The organism is Ruegeria atlantica (assembly GCF_013032505.1).
Taxonomy (GTDB): Bacteria; Pseudomonadota; Alphaproteobacteria; order Rhodobacterales; family Rhodobacteraceae; genus Ruegeria; species Ruegeria atlantica_F.
Genome location: NZ_WQCG01000002.1, coordinates 716,266 through 740,227, shown reverse-complemented (window position 1 = coordinate 740,227; position 23,962 = coordinate 716,266). Strand labels below are relative to the sequence as shown.

Genomic DNA, 23,962 nt, shown 5'->3' with positions numbered 1-23,962 from the left:
AAATCCAGAAAAGGCACAACCGCCTAATTGCGACCCCCAGCCCGCATTTCTGCCCTATTCAAACGCTCGCAGCGAACGTCTTCGATGCCGGTCGGGACGCAAAGATAAGTTCCCAGATTTAGGTTCAGCCCAGAACACCATCGCTTTTGTGCAAATCTATTTTTTGCGTCAATTTCTATTCTAGAATTGAATTCGTGCCGCTCACGGGCACCCTCAAGTTAGAACAAACTGCACATTGAATGTAATTTTTCCAAGGATATTGGGGTTGTGAAAGCGCGCACTGGAACCGTGCCCGAAGGATGTTCGATCAAACCATTAATAAAACTACTGTGCCTGTGAGCGTTGGAAAAGACACGCCTATACATTGGCGGCGACTCCCGGTAAGAGGCGGTCTTTAACCTTGGAAGATGCGTTGATTGCAATACCGCAAGGCTCGCATCCCCCGGCTGACACAAAGAACACCACCGTGAAACAGACCATCGCAGATGCGCTTGCCCGTAAGGGTTATGATACTTTGACACAAGTCCAGCAGGCCGTGACACAGCCCGGTCTGGAAGGACGCGATATGTTGGTGTCGGCGCAAACCGGATCAGGAAAGACAATTGGGTTCGGGTTGGCGATTGCACCACAGTTACTGGGCGAAGACGAGGCATTCGGGGCTTCTGGCGCGCCGTTGGCTTTGGTCGTTGCGCCGACGCGTGAGTTGGCCATGCAGGTCAAGCGCGAGCTGAGCTGGCTGTACTCGGATGCTGGTGCGTTTCTGGCCTCGTGTGTTGGTGGCATGGATATGCGTGACGAGCGCCGCGCCCTGGCGCGCGGGGCGCATATTGTTGTCGCAACGCCGGGGCGGCTGCGCGATCATATCATGCGCGGTTCCATTGATCTGACCGCGATCCGGGCCGTGGTGCTGGATGAAGCCGATGAAATGCTGGACCTTGGGTTTCGCGAGGATCTTGAGTTCATTTTGGACGAAACCCCCGCCGAGCGGCAAACGTTACTGTTCTCGGCCACCGTCCCGCGTGCCATTGCAAATCTGGCAACGCGCTATCAGCGCGACGCCGAACGCGTGAGTACGGTCAGTGAGAAAACACAACATGCCGATATCGAATACCGTGCGATGATGGTGGCGCCGCGGGACGGCGATAACGCTATTATCAACGTGTTGCGGTATTATGAGGCACCCAACGCAATTGTTTTCTGTAACACACGCGCGATGGTGTCGCGACTAACGACGCGCCTTTCCAACCGCGGGTTTTCGGTGGTGGCTCTGTCTGGTGAGTTGACGCAGAGCGAACGATCTAATGCGCTGCAGTCGATGCGCGACGGGCGGGCCAGGGTTTGTGTGGCGACAGATGTCGCCGCGCGGGGGATCGATTTGCCAAACTTGGATTTGGTCGTCCATGCCGAATTGCCCAATAGTCACGAGACGCTTTTGCACCGCTCGGGGCGCACAGGTCGAGCTGGACGAAAGGGCGTAAGTGCCTTGGTGGTAGAGCCATCATCGCGAAAAAAGGCCGAGCGCATTCTGAAATTCGCAAAACTCACCGCTGATTGGGGTGTTGCACCGTCGGCAGACGACGTGAACGAACGTGATCAGGCTCGGATGTTTGCATCGGATGACTGGCAGGTCGAGATCACCGAGAGCGAGCGGGCCGCGGTTCAGCATCTGGTTGGGGAATTTACCGCCGAACAAATCGCGGCAGCGTATCTTCGTCAGTACAAATTGCGCCATTCAGCGCCGGAAGAGTTAGCCCCGGTGACGGCAGACCGCCCGAAACCGCGCGCCGCTTTTGGTCCCAGCGTTTGGTTCTCTCTATCTGAAGGCCGCAACCAAAACGCGTCGCCGCGTCATCTGTTGCCGATGATCTGCAAGGCGGGTGACCTGACCAAAGACGATATTGGGGCGATCCGGATTGCCGATGACGTGTCTTACGTCGAGATCCGCGAAGCTAGCGTTGCTGGCTTTCTGGCGGCTGTTGGCGCAGATATGAAAATAGAAGGCTCGAAAGACGTTGTTCGTTTAGATGGTGCGCCTGACGTGCCCGCGTTTGAACGTCCAAGGTCCAACCGAGCGCCCAAGGGAAAACCACGTCCGCGCAAAGGGGACACCACCCCCGTAGATTGGAACGACGCGCCAGCGCCACGTAAACGGAAACCCAAGCCCGAAGATCGCAAACCGCATAAATCGGCGGAACACCGTTCCAAACCGAACCGATCGAAAGAACAGGGATTGGCACCGCGCAGGGACTCGTCTGCGTCCGGTTCAACGGGCGAGGTCGAAGCGAAATTCACCGCAACGAGCGCAAAGAAGAAATCCCACAAAGCGCCTGCAGGCAAAAGTAAAGACGCCAGCTTAAAGCCCGGCGGCAAAGCCACCAAAGGCCCGCCGCCGCCCAAGGGAAAACCCAGCAGCAAAAAAAATCGCGCGCGCGCTGCAGCGGCGAAATCGGGTAAAGGCGGAGACGCTCTGCCGAAACGCCGCAAGACCTAGCGCCTTTGGTGGTCCGGGTCGGCGTCAGCGGTCCAGCCCCGCTGACGCTCAGTCTTGATCGTCAACGATTTCGAGTATCCGGTTGCGCTGTATCTTGCCCGAAGGCCCCTTCGGCAGGTCCTGCAGAATGTGAACCTCGTCAGGGGATTTGAACCGACCCAGCTTGGTTTCACAAATCTCCAACAGAGTCAGTGATGTCAGCTCGGAACCATCCCGGATTTTGACAGCGGCCTCAACGGTTTCACCATAGCTGAGGCAGGGACGCGCGAAAGCTGCAGCTTCGACAACATCGGGATGGGAATACAGCGCCTCGTCAATCTCACGCGGGGCGATGTTTTCGCCGCCCTTTATGATCAGTTCTTTCAAGCGGCCGGTGACATAGACGTATCCATCCTCGTCCATACGCGCCAAATCACCGGTGCGTAGCCAACCATCGGTTGTGAAAGTGCCTGCGGTCGCATCGGCGTCTTTGAGGTATTCAAGCATCACATTTGGTCCGCGTATGACCAACTCACCTTCGGTTCCGTGCGGGACAGGCTGTTGGCTTGCGTCCAGAATTGCCGCGTCATTTCCGAATGCAACACCGGGCGAGCCGATCTTGCGCACGCCCGGTGGAAGCGGGTTCGACAGGATCTGTGCCGCGGTTTCCGTAAGCCCCATGGTTTCGACGATGGGAACCTCGAACCTCTCTTCAAATGCGCGTTGTACATCGGGTGCCAGCGCGGATGAGGCAGACCGCCCAAACCGCAACCTATGGCGGGTTTGGGCATCCGGGTTGGTGTCAGATTGCAGCAGATGAGAGATGATGGTCGGGACAACCGAAAACCATGTTGCCTGAGTTTTACCAAGATTGTCCCAGAACCGGCTGGTCGAAAACCGTTCGCACATGGCCAGGGAGCCGCCAGAGACGAGGGTTCCCATCACCGTCACGCAAAGCCCGTTGATGTGGTAGATCGGCAAGACGCAGAAACCGCGATCCGAATCTGTCAGTTCATGCGCGACAGCGGTGGTCCAGCCGCCCGCCAAAAGGCTGGAATGCGTATGAACGACACCTTTGGGCCGACCGGTTGTGCCCGAGGTGTACATAAGCAGGGCATGGTCTGCGGGCGCCAGATCATAAAGCTCGGTATCCGCGTTATCAGCTTCTTCGATCTGTAAAGGCGTAGTTACGGCGGAATCGGCTGTTCGGTTAAATAATTCCGCTTGATCCGGGTGCACGAATGCAAATCGCGCGCCGCTGTGTTCGAGGGCGTAGGCCACGGCACTGTCGCCCGCGACAAGATTGATCATAGTCGCCCGGAACCCACCGTAGAGAACGCCGAACAAAGCGATCAGCGCCTCGCGGCAATTGGGATAGACGAGTGCGACGCTTTCGCCTTTCTGCACGCCTAGGCGGGTCAACATGCTTGCCACGTTTCGGGCCGAGTTGCGCAGCTCCGCCCAGTTCAAATCCTGAGTGCCATCGGGAAAAACGAACCCGGTTCCGCCCTGATCGGCCCTTAGGTCCAGCCAGTCGCGGACCGTTCCCTTTGGCGGTTCCATCATTGGCCGGCCTCCCTCCAATACGCGCCGAATACATCTTCGAGCGCGGGTTCGCGGGGGGGTATTTCACGCACAATTTTGGTGGTTTGGACGAAGTGCCGCCAGTGCAGATTAGTATCAATGGAGTTTCCGCCCCAGCTGCCGCATCCCATCGAAAGAGAAAAGGGCATCCCATTATTGAAGCTACCACCGGTGGCAAAGGTATGCGCCTGATTGACGATCACCCGGCAGGTGGGTAGCTCGCGTCCCAGCTCAACGGCGCGCCCGTCGTCGCTGGTGTGGATACCGACCGAATGTCCGGCACCTTGATGGGCCAGAACGCGCCCTGCGGTGGCTTTCGCGGCGGCATAGTCCGAGGCCCGGTAAAGCGCCAGAACACGGCTCAGCTTCTCTCCGGACAGGGGGTGATCAGGGCCGATTCCGTCGGTTTCTACTGCCAGAAATTTCGTACCTTCGGGGACTTTTCCTTCCATCCCCAATGCCTCAAGCATCTTGTCGGCATCCTGCGCGATAGCTGATCGGTTGAGGTGCCCGTCCGGCCAAAGACGCGCTATGATGCCATCGGCATCGGATGCAGGCACCAGAGCGCCGCCTTCTGCTGCCATTGCCGCAACAAAATCGTCGTAGACGGCGTCCACAACCACAACTGCGTTCTCGGACGAGCAGGAGGTTGCATTGTCAAAGCACTTTGAGGCTGTGATCTTTGTAGCGGCGGCTGCCAGATCGGCAGTTTCGTCGACGATCACAGTGACATTGCCCGCGCCGACCGCGACAGCGGGTGTGCCGCAGGACTGGGCCCGGTGGACATTGTTTTGGCTGCCAGTGCAGATCACCCGATCCGAGGTTTCCATCAGCCGTTGGGTTTTGGCCTTTGATCCTGGCCTTGGAATCATCTGGACCAGATCCCGGTCCAGCCCCAGCTTGTCAAATTCGGCGTGAATGAAACGTAGCAATAGTTCACAGGACGCCACACCCTTGGGCGAGGGGGCGACGACGATCGCGTTTCCCCCTTTCAGGGCATTGATGATGTTGTTGGCCGGGGTCGCGGCTGGATTGGTCGAAGGGACCACTGCGCCGATGACACCGATTGCACGAGCGATTTCAGTGATGCCTGTTTCGGGGTCATCGCTGATGATGCCATGTGTCTTTGCCCTTGCTATGTCGCGCAATAGGCCCAGAGTCTTACGGTGGTTTTTGGTGATCTTGTCGGGGACATTGCCCAGCCCGGTGGTTTCAACCGCCAACTCCGCCAGCGCCTGATTGCGTGCGGGTTCCATGATCGCCCAACCCGCTGCCAGTGCTGCTTTGTCATATAGCGCCTGACTGCCTGCTGCCTCGTAAGCTGCCTGAGCCTTGCGAGCCTGCGCCACGATCCGGTCAACTTCGGCACTTTCGGGGGCTATGTCGTTTGGAGCGTTCATTTTTGTCCTCGATTGGTTGCCCGGGGCAGGCGCAGCCCGCCCCGGTGGAGTCATTCAGAGACCGGCAAGCAGTTCATTCAGCGTCTGTTGGCGCTGTGCCCACATCTCGATCACTTCCTCACGTGTCATGATGTGCATGGGCGAGCCGCCTGCCTCCATCTTCTTGGCAACGCGGGAATTGGCGAACATTTCGGGCACAGTTGCTGCCAGTTTCTCGATCACCTCAGGAGGTGTTCCCTTGGGCACCATCACACCCCGGAAGTTGACCGAGGAGTTGTCCACGTCCAGCCCCTGTTCCATCATCGTAGGAACATCCGGCAGAAACGCGTTGCGTTCCAGATCAGCGACGCCGAGAATTTTCACATTGCCCGCCTCTTGCGCACGGAACGCATCGGACAGGTTGTTGATACCGCCCATAACTTCACCGGCGATGACGGCCTTCATTGCTGCTGCTCCACCGCCTTTGGTCGGGATATAGGCCATCTTGGTTCCGGCGGCCTTGTCGATCTGCAGCGCGGCAATGTGGTGGCCCACAAACAGACCTGCGCCAGATACGGTCAGCTTGCCGGGGTTCTCTTTGGCAAAGGCCACGACATCGTCCATCGAGTTGAACTCGCTGTCGGCACCAACCACGAACACAGCCGGATCTGCACCCCAGTTTGCGATGGGTTCAAAGCTGTCCGCCGAATACTCGACACCACCCTTGATCGACTGAGCGATGAAGTGGGGCACGTTGTACGCGGCCAGTGTGTATCCGTCGGGGTCAGCTTGTGTGGCGAACCAGTTCCAACCGACGCGCCCGCCGGCACCAGGTTTGTTGATGATGGCAATCGGCATTCCCAGCGCATCCTCATTCCCGGCGGTCATGGTGACGATCCGCGCCTGAAAGTCGGTCGCCCCACCGGCGCCATAGCTGACCATCATCATCAGCGGTCGTTCGGGATATTCTTCGGCTATTGCCGCGCCAGTCAGGCCCGCCAGCGCCAGAGCTGCCCCTGCTATAAATCGTTTCATTTTGCGTTTCCTCCCTGATTAAGTTCACCCGCTTCCCATGCGGTCAGAACAGAATTTCTCTTGGTGTGTAGACGTTCAAAAGCATGGCAAAGAGCCCGTACATCACCGCAACAAAGACCACGGTAATGGTCCCGCGTTTGACCCAGGTTTTGACCTCGGAATGGGGGGCGGGGTCATAGATCGACAGCAGGATGAAAAATGCGATGGTCGTCGCGGTGTAGAACCCCAGCGTTTTTGCCGCCCAGAACACATAGATCAGCATGATGATCAGACCGGGCAGCATGTTCACGAACATTGTTCGCGTCACGCCATTGCCGACCTTGGATAGTCCCATGACCGCTTTGCCAAAGGTCCATCCGGCCAACACTACAAAGACTGTTGCAATAAGGCGCGGAAACAGGAAAGCCTCAGCGGGTTGCTGCGTGTAGCTGACCCATGTGACCCAAAGACCAACTGCGAAGACCAGGCCTGACCCGAATATATGTTGCGACCGGTTCATGCCTGCGCCTCCTCTTTAGTGGTGTAGCGCCGGCTGCGCAGCTCCATCCAGACCGAGTAGGCGATTGAGGCCAGTACTACCGCGATCAGGAACAAGTTCAATCCACCGGTCATGAAGTACGACGCCTTGCCCACGGTCGCGTCAGCGATCATTCCGCCCTGGATAAAGTTGGCTTCGGCGATGGGGCCAAGGATCAGGCCAAGCACCAGCGGCGCAGCCGAGAAGCCAAAGCGCTCTAGGAAGAACATGCCGATGCCGAGGCACGCCATGACATAGACATCGCCCATTGAACCTTGGACCGAATAAGCGCCGAAAACCGAAAGCGCCAGAACGATTGCGGCCATGACAGATTGAGGAACCTGTGCGACTCGCGCCGCAAGACCCGCAACGTAAAGGCCGAAGATACACATCAGCACCTGCCCGATCAGCATGGAGTTAATGAAGGTCCAGGCGACATCGGGGTGATTGTCGAAAAGGTCCGAACCCGGGAAAATTCCGTGGATCAGCAACCCGCCCAACAACACAGCCGCGGTTGGGCTGCCGGGTATGGATAGCGTCAGCAGGGGCACAAGCGATGGGCCAACCATTGCGTTGTTGGCAGATTCCGCGGCGATTACGCCCTCGGAATGCCCGGTGCCGAACTTATCCTTTTCCGATGAAAACTTCTTTGTTTGATCATAGGCGACAAGGCCAGCTATCTGTCCTCCGACGCCAGGGATCAGGCCGATGATCGAGCCCGTCAGCGTCCCGATACTCAGCGCACGGGTGCGACTGAACAGTTCCTTGAACGCCGCCATGATTGAATGGCGTTGGACTTCGATCACTTCGGCACCGGTGTTGTGGCGGCCTTTGGCGAACATGGTCAGGACCTGCGGGATTGCAAACAGACCAATCAACGCGGCAATGATGTTGATGCCGCCGCCCAATGCGGGGTGAAAGATAAAGCGTTGTGCACCCATGATGTCGTCGAACCCAATTGTGGCCAGCCACAACCCGATACAGCCGGACAACAACCCTTTGACCACTGAAGCGGAATCCAGCGTCCCGATCACCGTGACCCCCAGAATAGCCAGCCAGAACAGGTGCGAGGGGCCAAACGCTAACGCCCACTTTGCCAGAACCGGGGTCAGGAAAATCAGCAGAAGAACGCCGAAAATGCCGCCCACAGCCGAAGCTAGGAAGGACAGTTGCAACGCCCGCGCCCCCTGACCCTGTTTAGCCATCGTGTGGCCATCCAATGTGGTGGCGATATTCGCCGGTGCGCCAGGGATTTTTAGAAGGATAGCGCTGACGGCCCCACCGGCCACCGTCGAGGTATAAGCCGCCCCCAACAGGATCAGGCCCTGCGCGGCCTCAAGTTGGAAGGTGAACGGGATCAGCAGGGCCACCGCCATCGTTGGTGACAGGCCGGGGGTCGCGCCCAGAATTAGCCCTCCGATCGTGCCGCCCAAGAGCAGCAAAAACGATAGCGGCGTGAACACATCTCCAAAGTAGTAAATGAATTCCATTCAGGGCCTCCCAACCCGTATGTTCGCACTTTCACTTTTGTTGACAAATCAGGTTAGGGGATGAAAATAGTATTGCAAATGTTTTCATAAATTCAGTCGGGAATGACGAAATTATGGCTAATTTTCAAAAAGATAAGGTGGACATAGTGGCCGTCGCAAAGGCTGCAAAGGTGTCACCGTCGACGGTTTCCCGCACCTTCAATCATCCCGATCTGGTGAACCCGGCGACTCGCAAAAAGATCAACAAGGCAGTGCAGCGACTGGGCTATATCCGCAACCGCGCCGCCCAAACAATGCATGGAAAACGGTCAGGGACAATTGGACTTGTTGTGCCCACAATCAACCACGCGATTTTCTCTGAGGTTATTCAGGCTTTCTCGGATTCGATCGACAAGGCGGGGTTCAGTCTGTTGCTGGCATCGCACGGGTATGATCTGGATCGGGAATACGCGATGGTTCGCAAGTTTCTTGAACACCGCGTGGACGGCGTGGCGCTGGTTGGGTTGGAACATTCCGATGCCACCAACCGGTTGATCAAGCAGCAAAAGATACCAGCGTTGGCGATCTGGAACTACGCGCAGGACTCGCCCCTTCCTTGTGTGGGGGCGGACAACCATCTTGCCGGGCGCCTGGCAGCCGCGCATTTGTTGGAACTGGGGCACCGTGACATCGGATTGATCTTTCCGGAAACCCAGGGAAACGACCGCGCGCAGCACCGCCTTTCCGCCGTGCATGACGCGTTGGGCGAGCAGGGGGTTTCAGTGCCCGATGAACATGAAACTCAGGCGCCCTACAGTGTTTCTCAGGCCAAGCAAGCGGCGTTGGTGTTGTTGACGGCGCCAAAACGACCTACGGCATTGTTGTGTGGGAATGACGTCATTGCACAGGGCGCACTGTTTGCTGCCCAAAAGCTTGGTTTGCGCGTGCCAGAGGATTTGTCGATCATAGGTATCGGAGATTTCAAGGGGTCAGCGGATGTTGAGCCCGGCCTTACGACCATCCGCATTCCTGCGGAAACCATCGGAGCGTTGGCAGGTGAGAAATTCACCGACTTCATTACGTCGGATAATCCCCAACATTTCAGCATCCGCTGTGAATTGGAATGTGTCGCCAGACAAACAACGCGTTTGCTGGCGACCTCATAGGCTAATGCAGAATAGCTGCGCCGTTAGGCGATGATCGCCTCAATCTTATCCAATGTGGCCGCATTGACGGCAACGCCGTCGGTCTGTGCCTGACTCCGTTTGCTGCCGCGTCCATCCCCGGGCAGATGGGCGCCGTTCTGAGCACGGATCGCGCCAACCAACTCGCTGATCCCCGAAGCAAAAGCGTCACCAGAGGTCGCAGAGGGATCTATTGCGACGAAGAACTGCCCGGTTTTGGGTGGTCCGCCAGCGGTGCCGGAGAAGGGAGAGGCGTTAATGCCAAGGGTCGCCCCGGTCAAAGCCGCGGCCAGGACCTCGGTTAGCAGGGCAACACCGACACCTTTGTAACCGCCGGACGGCGCCATCGACCCCTTGAGGCCAACATTGGGGTCCGTGGTCGGATTGCCATCTGCGTCCAGAGCCCAGCCAACCGGGATCGGTTTGCCTTCGCGGGCGTGTTTCATGACTTCGCTTTTGGCAATCGTGCTGGCGCTTTGGTCGATCAGCAGAGCGGGTTGGCCGTCCGCACCCGGTGCCGCGATCGAGAAAGGGTTGGTTCCGACGACAGGTTTCGCACCTCCCGAGGGCGCGATCGAGGCCGGAGCATTTGTGAACCCCAACCCCACTAAGCCGGCCTGCGCCAACCGGTATGTGTGGTATCCAAGGACACCGCAGTTATAGCTGTTGCGGATAGACAATGCCGCGATTCCCTGTTCGCGCGCTGCTGGGATAAGGGCCTCAAAACCCATATCAATTGCGGAATGGGCAAAACCGGTTGCTGCGTCTACGTTTACTGCGCCGGGGCGCGGACGCGACAGTTCCGGTTGGGCCGCGCCGTCCACCTTCCCACATTGCACGTGCTCGCAATAGATCGGGATGTATGCCAGCCCGTGGCTTGCGACACCATCCGCTTCGGTTGCCGCGGTCGCAACGGCCAATGGCCGGGCGTTGGCTTCTGAGGTTCCTGCGGCGACAAGCGCACGGAAGGCGAGATCTTCGATCTGCTCCAGAGACAGGGTGCGGGTTTCAATCATAGGGGCCTCTTTAGTCGTTGTCGGATAAGCCCGCTCCGGCCCCGCGCAAGCGGGATTCCTCGGTGGCGGGGGCGTATGTACGATGGGCGAACCGGTTCAGCATGCCCCAATCAGTTGGATCAGGTTCCGCCCGTGTTCGATGGGGGACTGGTGCGGTCAGTTGGCCGCCGCTACGCACCGAAACCTGTTGTGGCCCATCCGAAAGTGGGACGTTCAGGGATAGGTCAAATCCGTCGGTTTCTACCTGTGCGCTGTCACAGTCAACACTCACGCAGGTCTGTAACACGCGCGCCGCATTTGCCGCGAATGGAAGCAGCAAGGCAGGCACAGCTACGTTCTTTATCTCAATCGGGGCTGAGTTCAGTTGGTGCGCACAATCTGACAGCAATGCGCCAGTCACCAAAGGGCAAAGCTCGCTATCACTCTGCCATTCTCCGCTCAGATCGGCCGGGGAGTGTTGTTTAAGTGAGCGCGTCAATTCCAGTTGCAACAATCGAGCCAGAGCACCGGTACCGTTTTGGCCCCGTGCGCATAGCCAGCGCGTCGCTTTCGCGGCTTCCTCGGCCAATCCCCAGCTATATCCTGCACCACGCGCCGCGCGCTTTGCGGTGGCTTCGATCTCATTTAGCGAGGCGTTCATGAAGATAGCTCCGGGTAAACCCACAAGTCTGCGGTGCTGGCATTCAGGTCTTCAGGGTAGGGCGCGCCAGCGTACATGCAGATACGGACCCAGCGGTCCGAGCGCGGATCAAAATGTGTGGCACCGAAAAACGACAGCTTGGCCCGGAGCATATCTATGGGCATAACGTCGGCGCTTATCGTGTTGTCGCGAAGCTCGCCATACGGTGCTACAACGCCAATCTGCGCACGCCGCACCGTGTGGCGGTGCTCGGGATGGCGCAAAAGGAACTCGGCTACGTGCTTGTCGTCTTGCCAACTCGCAAGGTCCGCGTAGGCCAGCGCGGCGTCTCTTGCCGGGGCGAGGGGCTGTTCATATTCGGCAATCGGTTCCTCGAAACGTTCACCAAGTCGCGGTTCCAGCTTTTCTTCGGACACGTACCAGGCGCGCGCGCAGTTCGCCTCGGCCGACCAGTCCATTTCCAGTGCCCAGCCAAAGCGATCGTGGATCGCGGCACGGAGTTGATCGACAGTCATGCCTCCATCAATAACCTGTGCCTGAGCATTCCCGTCAGCCATACAACCGGTCAAGCCATCCACCAGATCGCCATAGGGTTCCAGAATAAGCGACGCGAGAAGTTCCTGACCTTCTTCGCCAAGTGTGGTTTCTGACCAGCGGATGAGCCGATCCCACGGGCGGTCCTGCGTCAGATTATTTTGGTCCAGATAACCGGAAATGGCTGTTAGATCAGCATTCAGTGAGGCAATCTTTTCAATCTGGACCGGATGCTCGGATCGCCACCACGACATCGATAACTTGCTGCGGTCATAGATGTCCCGAAAGTGTCGGGCTTCGTCCTCTGACGCTGATTGCAGAGACCGAACACGAGCCAACGCCTCTTCGCGCGCCATGATCCAGTTGTTGAACAATACCGGGTGATTGACGATGAATGGAGCCATCCCCAATCCGGTTGAGTTTCCGATGCCCAGCCACTGCGCAATCTCGGGGTTCAGTTCCGCCGTCTGCATGCCGCCCTTGGCGAGGGCCATATGTTGCACCAGATCGCGGACAAATGTTCGCGTCAGGTAGACCGACAGCATTTCCGCTTGAAACGGTGCGTGCAGTTCTGGCCGGTTCGCTATCTTCTCGCGATCCGCGGCGCCGAACTTGCCCGATCCGTAAACGGCCGTCGTCCGCATCAGGTAGCCGACTTTATGGATTTGCTCCAAATCGGGTTGTTGTCCGGCAGCCAACCTGTCTACCACGTGTTTCCATAAACGCACGGACCGGTTGGCGCGAGACAGTGACAGCTCGCTTTCGCTTACGCGCCCTGCCTCTTGCAAAGGGACGTTTTCTGACAGGCGTTGGATGTCCTGTTCTGTTGGGATGCCATCGAATAATGCGAAAGTGGCATCCCACGCCTCGGCGATCACCCGGTCAGACCGTTGTTCGGGCGGCAGGTCATGGGCGAACGCAACCAGCGAATAGGCGTGATCCGGACCTTGCGCCGTGTAGACAGCGTGGCCGACGCCGTTTTCGTCGATCTCAAAAACAGGACGCGTAAAGACCCAGTTCTCATGCGCCATACGCCGGGTCAGTTGTCTCATGAAGCTGAGTCTGCACTGATGCAGCGAGCCCAGCCGCGACAGGCGCATAACCTGCGCAGGATCGCGTCGCGGGATATCAGTACTGACGTGGTTCATGCGGTTTTTGGTCCAAAGTTCAGATCGAAAAAGCGGTACCAGTTTCCGCCCATGATGCCCGAGACTTCTTCGGCGTTCATGCCAACGTTGCGCAGCCCGGTTTCGATATTGCCGAAGTCGCGATTATCCTCGAACCAGCTGGGCATCGGAGGAAAGCCGGGATTACTGGCTGAACCTTCGCCGTAGTCGATTTCCTTGGTCCAGCGACCAACGCGCATCCACTCGACAATGCTGTCGGGTTGATCCTGACACAGGTCGGTGCCGATCCCCAGATTTTGTGCGCCGTATTTGTCAGCCGTACGGGCAATCATTTCGCAAAAGCTCTCCAGCGTGCAGTCGGACTTGTCCTTCAGGTGATGAGGGTAGACCGAAAAGCCTAACATCCCACCGTTTTCGGTCACAGCCCGGATCACCGCATCGCGCTTGTTGCGCAGGGCAGGGGACCATTCGTGCGGGTTGGCGTGCGTAATGGCGATGGGACGTTCGGAGATCTCGGCCGCTTCTATAGTCGAACGATCCGCCGAATGACTCATGTCCACGACAAGCCCAACGCGGTTCATCTCTTTGATGACCTGTTTGCCCATGCGGGTGATGCCGGTGTCTTCAGCTTCATAGCAGCCGGTCGCCAGCAGGGATTGGTTGTTATAAGTTAGCTGCATGAACCGCGCGCCCAGATCGTGCAGAATTTCCACCAACCCAATATCGTCTTCTATGGGCGACGGGTTCTGGAAGCCAAAGAACACGGCCGTCCGCCCGGTTTCCCGAGCGATGTCGATGTCGCTGGCCCAACGGCCTTTCATGATCAGGTCTGGAAATTGCTCAAACCAGCGGTTCCACTTTTCAAAGTTCAGAACCGTTTCGCGAAAGTTCTCGTGATACGAGATGGTGACGTGGATCGCGTCCACGCCCCCTTCGCGCAGTTGGCGGAAGATTTTCTCCGACCAGTTGGCGTATTGCAGCCCGTCGATGCGCATCAGACCGGCGTTCCCGCGCTGATGTAAGCGGTTTTGACCGTGGTATAGAACTCAGCCGCTGCCTTGCCCTGTTCGCGTGGACCGTAAGAGCTATCACCGCGGCCGCCGAAGGGCACGTGATAGTCGGTGCCCGCCGTCGGAAGGTTCACGGTCACGACGCCGGTGCGTGCGTTGCGGCGGAAGTGGGTCGCGCGCGCGAGGCTTTGCGTCACGATCCCCGACGTCAGCCCGAAATTGGTGTCGTTAACCACGCTCAGCGCTTCTTCATAGCTGCCAACTTTGATGACGCTTGTCAGCGGGGCGAACATCTCTTCGCGGTTGATACGCATATCGTTGTTGGTGTTCAGGAACACGCCGGGGGACATGTAGAAACCGTCATGCGGCATCTCAAGTCGCTGACCACCGCAGGCCAGCTCGGCACCTTCGGATTTACCCAGATCGACATAAGCCAGATTTTCGTTCAGTTGCTGTTCACTGACGACCGGCCCCATCTGAACGCCGTCTTCCAGCGCGTGGCCGACTTTCATGGCCTGTGCACCCGCGACAAGTTTTTCGACAAATGCATCGTGCACACCAGCATGAACAACCAGACGTGAGGATGCGGTACATTTTTGACCTGTCCCGCCAAAAGCCCCGCCCAATGCCAGCGTTACGGCCAGATCCAGATCAGCGTCATCCATTACGGCCAGTGCGTTCTTGGATCCCATCTCCATCTGAACCTTGGTCAGGTTCTGAATGGCAGCTGATGCGATGCCCTTTCCGACCGGAACCGATCCGGTGAAGGATATTGCGTTGACCTTTGGGCTTTCTACCAGACGCTGCCCAATCGAACGGCCCGAGCCCATGACTAGGCTGAACAGACCTTTGGGGATGTCCTGCCGCTCGATGATTTCGGTCAATGCCACAGCAGAGGCGGGCGTGATATTCGCCGGTTTCCAAACAACTGCGTTGCCGTAGCAAAGCGCCGGAGCAATCTTCCATGACGCGGTCGCGGTCGGAAAATTCCACGGGCTGATGATGGCTACGACGCCTACGGCTTCGCGGCGCACGTCAATCTCGACGCCGGGACGTACGCTGTCGGCGTTCTCGCCGATCTGGCGCAGGCATTCGGCGGCGTAATAGGTGAAGAACTGACCAGCGCGATACACCTCGCCTTTGCCTTCGGCCAACGGCTTGCCCTCTTCGCGGGAAAGCAAGGTGCCCAGCTCTTCGGCGCGCGACATTAGTTCGTTGCCGATATTCATCAGGACGGCCTGCTTGCGCTCAGGCAGGTAGGCTTCCCATTCTGCTTGCGCAACGCGCGCCTGATCCAAAGTAGCCTCCAGTTGATCTGCGCTGGCCTGTGCGAACATGCCGACCAGATCGCTCAGGTCCGAAGGGTTGCGGTTATCAATCTCGGTTTCACCCGCCAGCCATTCGCCAGCGATCAGATTCAGTTTTGTCACGATGCGCCCCAGAGTCATAAAATTGGTCTGGCGCAGAATGGCTTTTTGAGTAGATATCAGTCAAACTCAAATAAATATAGCAAACTTCAAAAAAGGTGAAGCTTGGCGATCAAGATTGAGACCTTGCGGTGTTTTTGCACCGTCGCCCAAACCGGCAACCTGATCGAGGCAGCCGACAGACTGGGGCGGACCCAGTCGGCAGTCTCGATGACCCTCAAGCAGTTTGAGGATCATCTTGGCAAAAAGCTCTTTGAAGGAGAGCGTAAGAATCAACTGTCGCCACTGGGTTTGCAAGTTTTCGAAGTGGCCCTGAAACAAGTTCGCCAGTTCGACCAGGCTGTCTTGGATATCTTGGCTGCGGCAAGTGCAGAACACGGCCTGCTGCGGATAGCAGCAGTTCCATCAGTCGCGGCGTTGGTCTTCCCAAAGGTACTGGCCTACATGACGCAACGCTTTCCCGGGGTGAAAGTCGAACTGCGCGATGCAGATACACAGCAGGTTTTGGACGCGCTAATAGAAGGCAAGGCGGATATTGGTATCGCCTCAGGTCAGCACGCGCTAAACGGAGTTCGGTCGCTTCCGTTGTTCGAAGATCGGTTTGGGTTGGTTTGCGCCTCTGATCATCAGTTGATGAAACAGCCCATTACACCAACGATTGACGACGTTTTGGCGCTTCCATTTATCCGCAACGCGCTGTGTGATCTGATTCAATCACCCAAGTTCCGCGCCTCCGAAGCGCAGGCGGATGTTACTGTTCACAATACCCATTCCCTTATCACAATGGTCAAAACCGGAGATTGGGTGACGGTGTTGCCGCAATCGGTCGCCAATTTCATGCCCGAGGCGACAGCGTTTCGTGAAATTGCAGATCTGCCCGACCAGCGCCAGGTTTGTCTCTATGTTAATGAACACGCGCGGTTCAAGCATCTGACCGAAGAGGCCGTCGCTTACATTCTGGAACAGGGTGCTGCCTGACAGCCAGATAAAACTGCCCGGTTGATTTTCGACATAACCGAAACATTTTTATGATAATCTCGAAAACGAATGCCTGATGGACGCAACACTTGATGAGTGGCGCGTCTGCATGTTTGAATTTTTTTGCCGGGTCGGCGCATCGTGCAGCTGACCGAAAACTGGGGAAAGAACCGGCTTTTCGACTTTGTTTGCAAGGTGAAATACGGCCTTCGGGCACAGAACAATATCACCGCAGACGCCCAACATGGAGAAACAAATGAACAAACTAGCCACGTTACTGGGAGGCGCATCCGCTGTGATCGCCGGACCCGCCCTTGCTGCTGATATTGTGATCGGCGTGCCAAACTGGCCTTCGGTGAATGCGACGGCACATATTTTGAAAGTTGCGATCGAACAGAACCTGGGCCTTGAAGTTGAACTTCAAAATGGCACAAACCCGATTGTGTTCGAAGCGATGGACTCAGGCGCCATGCACGTTCATCCCGAAGTGTGGATGCCGAACCAGCAAAACCTGCATGACACTTACGTAAAAGATAAGGGGACCGTTACATTCAACGCGAATGGTGTCGAAGCCTTTCAGGGCATGTGCGTAGACAAGGCAACGGCCGAAGCACATGGCATCACGTCCATTGAGGACCTGACAAATCCCGACAATGCCGCGCTTTTCGACAGCAACGGTGACGGCCAGGGCGAACTTTGGATCGGCGCGCCGGGATGGGCGTCGACCAATGTCGAGAAAATTCGAGCCAAGTCCTATGGGTATGATCAGGTCTTTGAACTGACAGAGATTGACGAGACAGTGGCTTATGCCAACCTCGACAACGCGATCAAGGCTGGCGACCCGTGGGTCGGCTTCTGTTACACGCCGCACTACGTGTTTGCCCTGCATGACATGCAGATCCTTGAAGAACCGGCTTATGATGCGGCCAAATGGAACGTGTTGCAGCCCACGGATGACCCGGACTGGCTGGAAAAATCCGAGGCCGGCGTTGCTTGGGACCTAGCGTATCTGCACTTGCACTTCGCAAAGTCGCTTGAGGACGAATACCCCGAAGTTGCAACCATGCTGGCCAATATGAAACTGGATACCGATACGGTTTCGGCGATGACATATGCATTGGTAATCGAAGGCAAAGAACCTTTGGCCTATGCCGAAGAATGGGTCGGTGCGAACGAAGATGCTGTTCTGGGCTGGATGTCAAATTGATTGACGCCGACCGGAACTGAAACTCTGGCAGGCCGTCGGGACAGCCCCGGCGGCCTGTTTTGCACCAAAGGGACAAAAATGACCGAAACAGTCGTTAAACTGACGGATGTCTGGAAAATCTTTGGCGCCCGCGCCGAAGAAGCCATGGAAGCCGTCCGGAACGAAGGCATTGGAAAGCCTGAAGTTCTAGAGAGATTCAATTGTGTCGTTGGCGTGCAGGGCGCGTCATTCGAAGTGCCAAGGGGCGAGATTTTTTGCATCATGGGGCTGTCAGGCTCTGGCAAATCAACGTTGGTACGGCACGTCAATCGCTTGATTGAACCGACCGCCGGAAAGATCGAAATCCTGGGGCAGGATGTGTCCAAGATTTCCGAGGCCGAGCTGCGTCGCATCCGTGCGATGCAAATTGGGATGGTGTTTCAACATATGGCACTGATGCCGCACCGTTCGGTCCGCGATAATGTTGCCTACCCGCTGGAAATCCGCAAAGTGTCGAAATCGAAACGCTGGGCGGTTTCGGATCACGCCTTAGGGTTGGTAGACCTGACAGGCTACGAAGATCGTCTGCCCAAAGAATTGTCGGGCGGCATGCAGCAACGTGTTGGGATTGCCCGCGCGCTGGCCTCGGACCCCGAGATCCTGCTGATGGATGAGCCGTTTTCAGCCCTTGATCCGCTGATCCGCCTGCAATTGCAGGACCAGTTCAAGGCACTGGTGGCACAATTGAAAAAGACGACGTTGTTCATCACGCACGATCTGGACGAGGCCATTCGCATAGGTCACCGCATCGCGATCATGAAAGACGGTGTCATTGTGCAGATCGGTACGCCGGAAGACATCGTCATGAACCCTGCAGACGATTACGTGCGAGAGTTCGTGCAGGGCATTTCCAAGCTGAAACTGGTCAAGGCGCATTCAATCATGGAGCCGATCGAAAGTTACTCTGGCCCGACCGATGGTGCGCCGCGCGCGGATGAAGGGGCTGATCTGGATCAGTTGATCGACCTCGCCGTCAATACGGACTTGCCGGTCATCATCACCGATGCTGGCGCTGATGTAGGAGTGGTTACAAAACCGCGGCTACTGCGCGGAATTCAGGGGGGCAAAAATGACTGATGCAACCACAGAAGTAAAAGTCACGGCCGCCTCGGATATCGAAGTCGACCGCGAGGCGCTGGACCGCTCGATCCACGAGTTTACCGGGCCAAATGGCGACTACTACGTCAACGCGTTTCATAAAATCCATGATGCGACCAGCGGTATTCCCAATACCTTCAACATCTGGGCGGCTGTTCTGGGGCCATTCTGGTCTGCGTCCCGCGCGATCTGGGGAATGTTCTGGACGTTCCTGATCCTGGAAATCATAGCCTGGGTTCAGATTGGCCGCGGTGCCTGGGGCAACCCCGGCGCTGATTTGGCCGAACGGGCCGAGCGTCAGCAAGCTCGCGCGACCGAGCTATTGGAACGCGCGGCTGCGGCGACCGAAAAGGCAGATATAGACCGGTTCAACAAACTGGCGGCTAATATCCAGAAGGCGGCGGATTCCAGTTTTGAAAAAGCCGCTGCCGCTCAGTCCGAAGCCGTGGGCATCATGGTTACGGGCCTGTTGATGCTTCTGGTCTTTAAGCTTGTTCAAGGGTTTTACGCGGACCGCGTGTACGAAAAACAGTACTCGAACTGGCGGATTGATCCGCTCAGCACCGAAAGCGGTCGTTCGACCCGGAACACGGTTTTGGGCGCAGTTTTGGTGGCCGCAATTGGCCCGCTGATCGTGTACAAATTCACGGTAAACGCCTCACTTCCATTGTTGGACGCATTCCCCGAGCAGCAAGTTTCCGCAATGATATTGGGGGAAGGCAACGGAACGTTGTTCTCAAACCTGGCAAGCTGGATGGAGGCGCAGATTGATGCCGCCGCCGCAGCCGGAGGCGATGTGTTTGACGGCATCGTGGCTGGTGTGCGATCGGTTTTGGACGCACTGACCATAGCGCTTATCGGCTCACCGTGGCCGGTTGTGATGCTGGTGATCTGCGTGACCGCGTGGCGTGCGGCTGGGCCGAGGGTGGCCATCTTCACCGCATCCTCGTTGGCCTATATCGCGTTGCTTGGGTACTGGGACGTGGCAATGGAAACGGTGGCCCTTGTAGGTGCAGCCGTGTTGTTGTGTGTCGTGTTCGGCATTCCGCTGGGCATTTGGTTCGGCAAATCGAAGCGCGCCTATCGGGCAGCTGAGCCTGTTTTGGACCTGATGCAAACATTGCCTGCGTTTGTGTACCTGATCCCGATCATCGCCTTCTTTGGCACCGGCAATCCACCGGGCATTCTGGCAACGATCATCTTTGGGATGCCGCCGGTTATTCGATTGACCGCATTGGGAATGCGCGGGGTTCCGGACAGTATCAAAGAGGCCGCCGTGGCTTTTGGTGCCTCGAAATGGCAGCTACTCAAGGATGTCGAGATACCGCTGGCCCTGCCATCGATCATGACCGGCGTGAACCAGACCATCCTGATGTGCCTTTCGATGGTGGTGATTATCTCACTGATTGGAGGCGGTGGTCTGGGCAAGGAAATCCTCGAAGCATTGCAATACGCCGCCAAGGGTCCGGGCCTGCTGGGTGGGTTTGCCATCCTCTTCCTGGCCATGGTCATGGACCGCATCGTGCAAGGTGCCTTCCGCCGAGAAGACGAAAAACTCTGAACGCACACGCCCCCGGTTCCACCGGGGGCGTTTTTCTTTGACCGGAGGCGCATATGACCGACCGCTATGAACAGTCCATGATGGACAATCTGTATTGGTGGGGAGTGCCCACTTTGTTCCGATGCCCCAATCAGGGGCCGGATGGGCAGGACATCGCGTTGGTCGGGGTGCCACATTCAACCGGTAACGGCACAACCGAACGGGATCAGCATTTGGGTCCTCGTGCATTGCGGCATGTTTCGGCCGTACAGCGGCGCGTCCATTCGGTTTTTGAAATCGACCCGTGGAACAGTGCGCAAATTGCAGATGTTGGCGATGTTCCGTTTCCCCGCGCTAACGATAATGAAGACTGCATCGAACGTATCACGCGCTTTTATAAAGATATTGATGCGGCCGGTGCGCGCCCGGTGTCGATTGGCGGCGATCATTCCATCACCGGTGGCATCGTTCAGGCGCTGGGGGGTGGCAAACTGGCGGGAGGAGAGCCTGTCAGCTTCCTCCATCTGGATGCCCACACAGACGTATTCACAAAGGTTGATCATTTCTTGGGGGCCAAGAAATCAGCAGCCCATTGGGGCGCATATCTGGCCGATCAGGGACAGGTAGACCCCACGCGATCCATGCAGATCGGGTTGCGCGGCCACCCGCGCAGTCTGGACTGGCTGCAGCCGTCTTATGACTATGGCTACAACATCGTCACCATGCGCGAGTTCCGGCAGCGCGGGTTGGATGATGTCGTGGCCCAGACCAAAGAGGTGCTGGGAGACCGCCCGGTCTATATCACCTTCGATCTGGATTGCCTTGACCCGACCGTTGCGCCTGCGGTGTCCAACTTGGAGCCGGGCGAAAAGGGGTTCGATATTGACGAGGCCGTCGGCATTCTGCGCGCGGCGCGCGGTCTGAACATCGTGGGTGGGGATGTCGTTTGTATGATGCCAACAAAGGACAGTCCGAACAACATCACCGCGCTGACGGCAGCGGCGGTGATGTTTGAAATGATCTCGATGATTGCTGAAAACGTAAGCTAGCGCCTTGCGTCCACGGCCTGCGCCAATACGCACAGCAACTCGAACATCAGTGAAATGCCCAGCCACGCGGTGCCTCCGTCCGGATCGAACGGGGGTGCAACCTCGACCAGATCAGCGCCAATCAGGTTAACACCGGACATCTGACGAATGACCTGTTGCGCCTGAAAGCTGTTTGGCCCACCGATCTCGGGGGTTCCGGTGCCGGGCGCAAAGGTCGGGTCAACAAAGTCGATGTCATAGGTGCAATAGGTCGGTGCTTGCCCAACGATACCGCGCACCTCGGCCATCACATCCTTAATACCCCGGTCGAACAATTCCTCGATACGGATGATACGGATACCCTGTGCCTCACCCCACTCGACGTCCTCGGTATTGTAGGCGGTGCCCCGGATACCGACCTGCACAAACCGCTTAGGATCGACCAATCCTTCTTCGACGGCGCGCCGGAACGGAGTCCCGTGGGTGAACTTGTGGCCGCCAAAATAGCCGTCGAACAAGTCCGTGTGACTGTCGAACTGGATCAGGCCAACAGGACCTTCAGAGGCAAGCGCGCGCAGAACGGGCAGGGTGGTCAGGTGATCCCCACCTGCGGTCAGCGGAACAATGCCTTTTGAGTGCAGGTCCACATAGAACTCTGTGACCCGGTACAGAGTGTCGTGGATATCGACCGGATTGGGTGCCACGTCGCCAAGATCGGCGCAATTGACCATTGAGAACGGTGCGACGCCTGTGACCGGGTTCATTGCGCGGATCATTGTGGAAAAGTCCCGCAGTTGTCGCGGACCATGCCGCGCCCCGGGGCGATTAGTGGTGCCGCCATCCCATGGGATGCCGATCAGACCCACTTCGACGTCGGTTATGCGTTCGTGGTCCAGACTCAAGCTGGGAAGACGCATGAACGAAGGGATGCCGGCAAACCGGGCGAGTTCCATCGCCGATACCGGCTGAAAAAATGAATCAGTCATGGCGATATTCCTTGCGTGTTTCACGGCTGACCCTAGCGGCTGATTGCAGTGCTGGGAATGCCTTGTGGTTTTCAGATCAGAATGCGGAAACGTTTCCGGATTTCGGCATCCTGTTCGGCGCTCAGATAATCTGGGTGATGACTGGCCAGAACCTCTTTGGCGTGGTGCCGGGCGAATGACCACGCGTCTTTGGCACCGTCGTTTTGCCACGTGCGAGGTTCCTGCCGGTCCGCGAGTTCAGGGTAAAAGTAGTCGCGTTCCATGGCCGCATATGTCTGTTCGCTGCCCAGAAAGTGACCGTCGCCTAAAACCGAATGGCAGATGGCGTCGAAACCCAGGTTTTCTTTAGTTACCTCAATCCCGCGCAACGCGCGATAGGTGTGAGAGTGCATCTCGTTGTCCAGTATAAAGCCCTCGAAACTCGCGCCCAGTAGCGACGCGGTCATGCCCGAGCTTTCGTAGATCAGGTTTCCCCCGGCCAAGGCTGCCGCAAGGGATGTCATGCCTTTTTCAACGCCATATTGCGCGTCGATGGCCTTTGCGTCGGTCATAGATGCCGCCACGCCCGATGGCAGACCTAACCAGTTGGTAATCTGCGCCGAGGCCGCATTCAAAACGGCGGTTTCCCCACTGCCGCCTGCAAACGACCCGGTTCTGAGGTCCACAATGAAGGGCCAGTTGGAAAACACCATCGGAAAGCCGGGCTTGATCGCGTTGACCATGACAAGACTGGCCAGTGTCTCGGCCAGTGACTGCGCCAAAAAACCGGCCAAAGTAGCCGGAGCCGTGGCGCCCGCCTGCGCCGCCGTAATGCACGACATGGGGATGTTATGAGCGACGCATTCATAGACTACGTCGACTGCATCCTCGCCGTAGCGCAGTGGTGAAATCACCGGGCTAATATGCGCTTTCAGAAAAGGGCGTTTGGCGAATTCACCCGGTCCCCCGGCGACGATGTCCAGCATCTCGACAATGGGTCTGACATGTTCAGCTAAGGTAAATGACGTCGCCACCGGTTTGGTGGTGTTGCGTACCAGTGCGTAGGCGGTGTTGACGTCCAGATCATATACATCGGGCACATCCGTTGCCACGCAACACCGTGTGAACCAGCTGACATTGGCCAGCGTGTCCTGCAATCGGGTGAAATCGTGTAGGTCCGCCAGAGTAGAGGGGCGATAAAGCCCACTGTCGATGTCCAGCGTCTGAACAGCCGCGCCGCCGGTGCCGAAATAAACGCGGTCGCCACCAACCTCAATCGAGCGATTTTCGTCCCGGCCATGAAACACAAAACTCTTAGGTGCTTCATCGATCGCGCGTTGAACCATTTCACGCGGGAACAGCAGCCGGTTCTGTTGCCCGTCCTTGGCACCTGCTGCCTTGAGGTCGGCAGCAAGCCTTTGTGGCACGTTTCCCATGCCCAAGTCTTCCAATAGCCGCAATGCGGTGTCGAATATCTGTTCGATTTCAGGTTGGCTCAGGGGTTTGTAAGTCCCACCCCTCTGGCCGGGCGGGCAGGGGTCGACGACGGGTTTGGCTGCCCGTTGGGCATGTCGCGCTTTTCGGCCGCTGCGTTTAGATCCGTCCGATGACATCCGGTCCTATCCCCTTGTTTGCTTTCCTGCACCGTAAGGGGCGGAACATCCCGGCATCAAAGTCGAATTGCCGTTTTCAGAATCCGAAATCGCAGTTTCGAT

At 57.4% G+C, this 23,962-nt stretch carries 19 protein-coding genes; 7 read left to right on the top strand and 12 right to left on the bottom strand.

The features are described from left to right. Positions 1–466 precede the first annotated feature (466 nt). A complete protein-coding gene (locus tag GOW92_RS10380; RefSeq protein ID WP_170560509.1) occupies positions 467–2,491 on the top strand; it encodes a DEAD/DEAH box helicase in 2,025 nt (674 codons plus the stop codon). 48 nt (positions 2,492–2,539) lie between these two features. Here the strand turns inward: GOW92_RS10380 and GOW92_RS10375 are convergent, their stop codons facing one another. The 5 genes from GOW92_RS10375 to GOW92_RS10355 are packed head-to-tail and all read right to left on the bottom strand — an operon-like array spanning position 2,540 to position 8,475. Further along, on the bottom strand, positions 2,540–4,036 hold the full coding sequence (locus GOW92_RS10375; RefSeq protein WP_170560507.1) for an AMP-binding protein: 1,497 nt from the start codon (positions 4,034–4,036) through the stop codon (positions 2,540–2,542). Then, complete coding sequence (sauS, locus tag GOW92_RS10370) at positions 4,033–5,454, bottom strand: acylating sulfoacetaldehyde dehydrogenase (protein ID WP_170560506.1); 1,422 nt, start codon at positions 5,452–5,454, stop codon at positions 4,033–4,035. The genes GOW92_RS10375 and sauS overlap by 4 nt, the downstream gene beginning before the upstream one ends. A 54-nt stretch (positions 5,455–5,508) precedes the next feature. After that, positions 5,509–6,468, bottom strand: a complete 960-nt coding sequence (locus tag GOW92_RS10365; protein WP_170560505.1) for a tripartite tricarboxylate transporter substrate binding protein — start codon at positions 6,466–6,468, stop codon at positions 5,509–5,511. Between the two features lie 43 nt (positions 6,469–6,511). Next, positions 6,512–6,967 carry a tripartite tricarboxylate transporter TctB family protein gene (locus tag GOW92_RS10360; RefSeq protein WP_170560504.1) on the bottom strand — a complete coding sequence of 152 codons (456 nt, stop codon included), beginning with the start codon at positions 6,965–6,967 and terminating at the stop codon, positions 6,512–6,514. Then, positions 6,964–8,475, bottom strand: coding sequence for a tripartite tricarboxylate transporter permease (locus GOW92_RS10355; RefSeq protein WP_170560503.1), 1,512 nt, complete (start codon positions 8,473–8,475; stop codon positions 6,964–6,966). The genes GOW92_RS10360 and GOW92_RS10355 overlap by 4 nt, the downstream gene beginning before the upstream one ends. A gap of 113 nt (positions 8,476–8,588) precedes the next feature. Here GOW92_RS10355 and GOW92_RS10350 point away from each other — a divergent pair, with 113 nt between their 5' ends. After that, positions 8,589–9,620: a LacI family DNA-binding transcriptional regulator gene (locus GOW92_RS10350; protein ID WP_170560502.1), complete on the top strand. Its 1,032-nt coding sequence runs from the start codon at positions 8,589–8,591 to the stop codon at positions 9,618–9,620. 23 nt (positions 9,621–9,643) lie between these two features. On the opposite strand, the gene GOW92_RS10345 is transcribed toward GOW92_RS10350, so the two are convergent. Genes GOW92_RS10345 through GOW92_RS10325 form a run of 5 tightly spaced genes read right to left on the bottom strand, consistent with a single transcriptional unit; the run spans position 9,644 to position 15,413 of the window. Further along, positions 9,644–10,654 carry an Ldh family oxidoreductase gene (locus tag GOW92_RS10345; protein ID WP_170560501.1) on the bottom strand — a complete coding sequence of 337 codons (1,011 nt, stop codon included), beginning with the start codon at positions 10,652–10,654 and terminating at the stop codon, positions 9,644–9,646. 10 nt (positions 10,655–10,664) lie between these two features. Next, complete coding sequence (locus GOW92_RS10340) at positions 10,665–11,294, bottom strand: DUF3726 domain-containing protein (RefSeq protein ID WP_170560499.1); 630 nt, start codon at positions 11,292–11,294, stop codon at positions 10,665–10,667. Further along, a complete protein-coding gene (locus GOW92_RS10335) occupies positions 11,291–12,976 on the bottom strand; it encodes a hypothetical protein (protein ID WP_170560497.1) in 1,686 nt (561 codons plus the stop codon). Before GOW92_RS10335 ends, GOW92_RS10340 begins: the two co-directional genes overlap by 4 nt. Next, on the bottom strand, positions 12,973–13,950 hold the full coding sequence (locus GOW92_RS10330; protein ID WP_170560495.1) for a membrane dipeptidase: 978 nt from the start codon (positions 13,948–13,950) through the stop codon (positions 12,973–12,975). The genes GOW92_RS10335 and GOW92_RS10330 overlap by 4 nt, the downstream gene beginning before the upstream one ends. Then, a complete protein-coding gene (locus GOW92_RS10325) occupies positions 13,950–15,413 on the bottom strand; it encodes an aldehyde dehydrogenase family protein (RefSeq protein WP_174822476.1) in 1,464 nt (487 codons plus the stop codon). The genes GOW92_RS10330 and GOW92_RS10325 overlap by 1 nt, the downstream gene beginning before the upstream one ends. Positions 15,414–15,497: 84 nt before the next feature. Here GOW92_RS10325 and GOW92_RS10320 point away from each other — a divergent pair, with 84 nt between their 5' ends. The 5 genes from GOW92_RS10320 (at position 15,498) to GOW92_RS10300 (ending at position 21,303) form a co-directional block, all read left to right on the top strand. After that, positions 15,498–16,370: a LysR family transcriptional regulator gene (locus tag GOW92_RS10320; protein WP_170560491.1), complete on the top strand. Its 873-nt coding sequence runs from the start codon at positions 15,498–15,500 to the stop codon at positions 16,368–16,370. 256 nt (positions 16,371–16,626) lie between these two features. Next, a complete protein-coding gene (locus tag GOW92_RS10315; protein ID WP_217356542.1) occupies positions 16,627–17,577 on the top strand; it encodes an ABC transporter substrate-binding protein in 951 nt (316 codons plus the stop codon). 78 nt (positions 17,578–17,655) lie between these two features. Continuing rightward, positions 17,656–18,693, top strand: coding sequence for a quaternary amine ABC transporter ATP-binding protein (locus GOW92_RS10310; RefSeq protein WP_170560487.1), 1,038 nt, complete (start codon positions 17,656–17,658; stop codon positions 18,691–18,693). Beyond that, the gene (locus GOW92_RS10305) at positions 18,686–20,275 is read left to right on the top strand and encodes an ABC transporter permease (protein ID WP_170560485.1); all 1,590 of its coding nucleotides are present in this window, start codon (positions 18,686–18,688) and stop codon (positions 20,273–20,275) included. Before GOW92_RS10310 ends, GOW92_RS10305 begins: the two co-directional genes overlap by 8 nt. A gap of 53 nt (positions 20,276–20,328) precedes the next feature. Continuing rightward, positions 20,329–21,303 (top strand): arginase family protein, encoded by a 975-nt coding sequence (locus GOW92_RS10300; protein ID WP_170560484.1) that lies wholly within the window; start codon positions 20,329–20,331, stop codon positions 21,301–21,303. Here the strand turns inward: GOW92_RS10300 and GOW92_RS10295 are convergent. Continuing rightward, complete coding sequence (locus tag GOW92_RS10295) at positions 21,300–22,268, bottom strand: agmatinase (protein ID WP_170560482.1); 969 nt, start codon at positions 22,266–22,268, stop codon at positions 21,300–21,302. The two genes, GOW92_RS10300 and GOW92_RS10295, sit on opposite strands and share 4 nt — an antisense overlap. A 71-nt stretch (positions 22,269–22,339) precedes the next feature. Further along, positions 22,340–23,860 (bottom strand): trimethylamine methyltransferase family protein, encoded by a 1,521-nt coding sequence (locus GOW92_RS10290; RefSeq protein ID WP_170560479.1) that lies wholly within the window; start codon positions 23,858–23,860, stop codon positions 22,340–22,342. Positions 23,861–23,962: the final 102 nt, after the last annotated feature.

What these genes read in the sequence shown, in the direction of transcription:
- GOW92_RS10305 (WP_170560485.1), top strand. Translation starts at nt 18,686, where the DNA reads ATGACTGATGCAACCACAGAAGTAAAAGTCACGGCCGCCTCGGATATC.
- GOW92_RS10315 (WP_217356542.1), top strand. Translation starts at nt 16,627, where the DNA reads ATGAACAAACTAGCCACGTTACTGGGAGGCGCATCCGCTGTGATCGCC.
- GOW92_RS10300 (WP_170560484.1), top strand. Translation starts at nt 20,329, where the DNA reads ATGACCGACCGCTATGAACAGTCCATGATGGACAATCTGTATTGGTGG.
- GOW92_RS10345 (WP_170560501.1), bottom strand. Translation starts at nt 10,654, where the DNA reads ATGATTGAAACCCGCACCCTGTCTCTGGAGCAGATCGAAGATCTCGCC.
- GOW92_RS10290 (WP_170560479.1), bottom strand. Translation starts at nt 23,860, where the DNA reads ATGTCATCGGACGGATCTAAACGCAGCGGCCGAAAAGCGCGACATGCC.
- GOW92_RS10310 (WP_170560487.1), top strand. Translation starts at nt 17,656, where the DNA reads ATGACCGAAACAGTCGTTAAACTGACGGATGTCTGGAAAATCTTTGGC.
- GOW92_RS10325 (WP_174822476.1), bottom strand. Translation starts at nt 15,413, where the DNA reads ATGACTCTGGGGCGCATCGTGACAAAACTGAATCTGATCGCTGGCGAA.
- GOW92_RS10330 (WP_170560495.1), bottom strand. Translation starts at nt 13,950, where the DNA reads ATGCGCATCGACGGGCTGCAATACGCCAACTGGTCGGAGAAAATCTTC.
- GOW92_RS10340 (WP_170560499.1), bottom strand. Translation starts at nt 11,294, where the DNA reads ATGAACGCCTCGCTAAATGAGATCGAAGCCACCGCAAAGCGCGCGGCG.
- GOW92_RS10360 (WP_170560504.1), bottom strand. Translation starts at nt 6,967, where the DNA reads ATGAACCGGTCGCAACATATATTCGGGTCAGGCCTGGTCTTCGCAGTT.
- GOW92_RS10335 (WP_170560497.1), bottom strand. Translation starts at nt 12,976, where the DNA reads ATGAACCACGTCAGTACTGATATCCCGCGACGCGATCCTGCGCAGGTT.
- GOW92_RS10295 (WP_170560482.1), bottom strand. Translation starts at nt 22,268, where the DNA reads ATGACTGATTCATTTTTTCAGCCGGTATCGGCGATGGAACTCGCCCGG.
- sauS (WP_170560506.1), bottom strand. Translation starts at nt 5,454, where the DNA reads ATGAACGCTCCAAACGACATAGCCCCCGAAAGTGCCGAAGTTGACCGG.
- GOW92_RS10355 (WP_170560503.1), bottom strand. Translation starts at nt 8,475, where the DNA reads ATGGAATTCATTTACTACTTTGGAGATGTGTTCACGCCGCTATCGTTT.
- GOW92_RS10365 (WP_170560505.1), bottom strand. Translation starts at nt 6,468, where the DNA reads ATGAAACGATTTATAGCAGGGGCAGCTCTGGCGCTGGCGGGCCTGACT.
- GOW92_RS10375 (WP_170560507.1), bottom strand. Translation starts at nt 4,036, where the DNA reads ATGATGGAACCGCCAAAGGGAACGGTCCGCGACTGGCTGGACCTAAGG.
- GOW92_RS10350 (WP_170560502.1), top strand. Translation starts at nt 8,589, where the DNA reads ATGGCTAATTTTCAAAAAGATAAGGTGGACATAGTGGCCGTCGCAAAG.